Annotated in this window: 3 protein-coding genes and 1 pseudogene; 1 reads left to right on the top strand and 3 read right to left on the bottom strand. The window is 71.8% G+C overall.

The window, feature by feature from the left end:
- Nucleotides 1–114: 114 nt before the first annotated feature.
- Both HGA02_RS13245 and lpdA read right to left on the bottom strand, forming a co-directional pair.
- Nucleotides 115–396, bottom strand: a pseudogene (locus tag HGA02_RS13245) (biotin/lipoyl-containing protein); the annotation flags it as partial.
- 30 nt (nucleotides 397–426) lie between these two features.
- Nucleotides 427–1,812, bottom strand: a complete 1,386-nt coding sequence (gene lpdA, locus HGA02_RS13240) for a dihydrolipoyl dehydrogenase (RefSeq protein WP_168679401.1) — start codon at nucleotides 1,810–1,812, stop codon at nucleotides 427–429.
- A gap of 180 nt (nucleotides 1,813–1,992) precedes the next feature.
- Here lpdA and HGA02_RS13235 point away from each other — a divergent pair, with 180 nt between their 5' ends.
- Nucleotides 1,993–2,340 carry an oxidoreductase gene (locus HGA02_RS13235; RefSeq protein ID WP_168679400.1) on the top strand — a complete coding sequence of 116 codons (348 nt, stop codon included), beginning with the start codon at nucleotides 1,993–1,995 and terminating at the stop codon, nucleotides 2,338–2,340.
- 63 nt (nucleotides 2,341–2,403) lie between these two features.
- Here HGA02_RS13235 and HGA02_RS13230 read toward each other — a convergent pair.
- Nucleotides 2,404–3,579: leucyl aminopeptidase (locus HGA02_RS13230; protein ID WP_168679399.1), on the bottom strand; the 1,176-nt coding region annotated here is incomplete at its 5' end.

The raw sequence follows: 3,579 nt of genomic DNA, 5'->3' as shown, positions 1-3,579 counted from the left end.
GCACCTCCGCGTGCCGGCCGGTGTGGAGGGGCTTCGTCACCGTCGGGGTCATTCGCGAACCCTGCTCCGCGTGGCATTCTTAGGCAAGTGAACAAAGTTAGTCAACGTGCGTGTCGCCGCTGGGGCCTCCTCGGCGGGCGCGGACGCACCGCCGCCCTCGCCCGTGCCGATGACGGCCAGCGTCGCGCCGACCTCGACGGTCTCGTCCTCCTGGACGAGGATCTGCTCGAGCACGCCGGCGAACGGCGACGGGATCTCGGTGTCGACCTTGTCGGTCGAGATCTCGAGGAGGGGCTCGTCGACCTCCACGCGGTCGCCCACGTTCTTCAGCCAGCGGGTGACGGTGCCCTCGGTGACGGACTCACCGAGAGCGGGAAGCTGCACGTTGTCGGACATGACCGCTCGTGTCTCCTTCGATCGTGGGGGTCAGTTGTGGGCGTGCAGCGGCTTGCCGGCGAGCGCCAGGTGGGCCTCGCCGAGCGCCTCGTTCTGCGTCGGGTGGGCGTGGATGAGCGAGGCGACGTCCTCGGGGTACGCCTCCCAGTTCACGATGAGCTGGCCCTCGCCGATGAGCTCGCCCACGCGGTCGCCGATCATGTGCACGCCGACGACGGGGCCGTCCTTCTGGCGCACGAGCTTGATGAAGCCCTGGGTGTCGAGGATCTTGCTCTTGCCGTTGCCCGCGAGGTTGTACTCGAGGATCTCCACGGCGTCCTCGCCGTGGACCTCCTTGGCGGCGGCCTCCGTGAGACCGACCGAGGCGACCTCGGGGTGCGAGTAGGTGACGCGCGGGATGCCGGACTCGACGATCGGCTGCGGGTTGAGCCCGGCGATCTGCTCGGCGACGAAGATGCCCTGGGCGAAGCCGCGGTGCGCGAGCTGGAGGCCGGGGACGATGTCGCCGACCGCCCAGATGTTGCCGACGCCCGTGTGGAGCTTCTCGTCGGTGATGACGAAGCCCCGGTCGAGCGTGATGCCCTGCTCCTCGTAGCCGACGCCCGACGTGCGGGGTCCGCGGCCGACGGCGACGAGCAGCAGGTCAGCGTCGAAGGACTTGCCGTCCTCGAGGGTGACGTGCACGCCGTTGTCGTTCTGGGTCACGCCCTGGAAGCGGACGCCGAGGTTGAACGCGATGCCGCGCTTGCGGAAGGCACGCTCGAACGCCTTGGAGAGCGCGACGTCCTCGTTGGGGACCAGGTGGGGGAGCGCCTCGATGATCGTGACGTCGGCGCCGAAGGACTTCCAGACGCTCGCGAACTCGGAGCCGATGACGCCGCCGCCGAGGATGATCGCCGACTTCGGGACGAAGTCGAGCGTCAGCGCCTGGTCGGACGTGATGACCCGGCCGCCGATCTCGAGGCCCGGCAGCGAGCGCGCGTAGGAGCCGGTCGCGAGGATGACGTGCTCGCCCGTGTAGGTCGTGTCGCCGACCTGGACGGCGTTCTGGCCGACGAGCTTGCCGTGGCCCTCGATCACGGTGATCTTGCGGGACTTGATGAGTCCCTGCAGGCCCTTGTACAGGCCGCCGATCACGGTGTCCTTGTACTGGTTGACGCCGCCCATGTCGATGCGGTCGAGCGTGCTGTGCACGCCGAAGTGCGCACCCTCGCGCGCGTTGTCCGCGAGCTCGGCGGCGTGCAGCAGGGCCTTGGTGGGGATGCAGCCGTTGTGCAGGCAGGTCCCACCCACCTTGTCGGCCTCGATGAGGGCGACGTTCTTGCCCAGCTGGGCGGCGCGCAGAGCCGCGGCGTAGCCGCCGCTCCCCGCTCCCAGGACGACGATGTCGAAAGCGGTGCCGTTCGTGTCGGCCACGTGCAGACTCCTATGCGCAGGCGTGTGGGTCTCGAAGCTCGCCGACCATCTTGTCATCCCGTCAAGGTCCGAACGACCTCGGCGACCAGGCGCGGCGTGTGATGCTCGGAACAGTCGTCCCATGACTGGCGCTCGGCGCGGTCCCAGCCAACGTCCAGGGTGCCTCGCTACGCTCCCCGGATGGCCTGGTTCTCGCGACGCCGCCACCGCACGCCCGACGCCGCCCCGTCGGACCGTGCCGCGCGCGAGGCGACGCTCGCGCACCTGCGGGAGTTCGTGACGACGCGGGTCGGCGTCGAGGCGTACGTCGAGCCGCCCACGAACGTCACGCAGACGACGATGATGCTGGTCGCGACGGACGGCGAGTGGACGCGTCGGCGCGTCCCGGACCCCAAGGTCGGGTGGGACCTGGCCCGCGAGCTGGGCATCCCCGTGTACGACGTGCAGCGCACCGGCTACCCGCAGCGCGTCCGCGACTGGAACGCGCGGCAGCGGATCGAGCGCGAGCGGCGCCGCCGCGCCCTCTGAGAGCCGCGAGCGGCGCCGCCGCCCCTCGGTCGAGCACGACGGCGCCGCTCGGCGTCGGACAAGTCAGGCCGTCGCGCGGCCCTCGACGAGCGCGAGCAGCGTCCGGACGCCCACGCCGGTGCCGCCGACGGGCGTGTACCCGTGCGCGGCCTTCTCGTTGAACGCGGGACCGGCGATGTCGAGGTGCGCCCACGGCGTCGCGCCGACGAACTCCTGCAGGAAGATCCCGGCGGTGAGCATGCCGCCGAACCGGTCGCCGATGTTCGCGAGGTCGGCGACCTTCGAGCGCAGCCCGGCCTTGAGGTCGGCCGGCAGCGGCATGGGCCAGAACTGCTCGCCCGCGGTCTCGGCGGCAGTGACGACCTCGGCGCGCACGTCGTCCGTGCCCATGACGGCGGACACGCGGTGGCCGAGCGCGACCAGCTGGGCGCCCGTGAGCGTCGCGATGTCGAGCACGACGTCGGGCTTCTCCTCGACCGCCGCGACGAGGCCGTCGGCCATGACGAGCCGCCCCTCGGCGTCGGTGTTGAGGACCTCGACGGTCTTGCCGCCGCGGATCGTGATGACGTCCGACGGGCGCTGCGCGGTGCCCGACGGCATGTTCTCCGCGAGGCACAGCCACCCCGTGACGGCGACGGGCAGGCCCAGGCGGGCGGCGGCGATCACGGTGTGCAGCACGGCGGCGGCACCGGCCATGTCGGACTTCATGGCCTCCATGCCCGCGGCGGGCTTGATGGAGATGCCGCCCGAGTCGAACGTGATGCCCTTGCCGACGAGCGCGACGGTGGCCTTCGGGCGCGACGGCGCGTACGCGACGCGGACGAGGCGCGGGCCGCGGGCCGAGCCCTGACCGACGCCCACGAGTCCGCCGTACCCGCCGGACGCGAGCGCCTTCTCGTCGAGGACCGACACCTTGAGGCCCTTGGCGCCCGCCTCCTTGACGGCCGCCTTCGCGGCGTCGGCGAACGCCTCGGGGTACAGGTCGTTGGGCGCGGTGTTCACGAGGTCCCGCGTCGCGTGGACCGCCGCGGCGACGACCTCGGCCCGCGCGACCGCGTCCTTCGCCGCCGCCGAGCGTCCGAGCGACGTGACGACCTGCACGTCGGCGACCGGCGCCTTGCTCGCCGCGTCGGACGCGCGGTAGCGGTGGAACGCGTACGCCCCGAGCAGCGCTCCCTCGACGACGGCGGCCAGCCGCTCCTCGTCCTCGGCGGGCAGCGTGAGCGCGACGGACGCGGT

This window comes from Cellulomonas septica (assembly GCF_012396155.1).
Lineage (GTDB): Bacteria > Actinomycetota > Actinomycetes > Actinomycetales > Cellulomonadaceae > Cellulomonas > Cellulomonas septica.
Note: the sequence above shows the minus strand (reverse complement) of the source record. Positions and strands in the feature narration are given on the sequence as shown.

What these genes read in the sequence shown, in the direction of transcription:
- HGA02_RS13235 (WP_168679400.1), top strand. Translation starts at nt 1,993, where the DNA reads ATGGCCTGGTTCTCGCGACGCCGCCACCGCACGCCCGACGCCGCCCCG.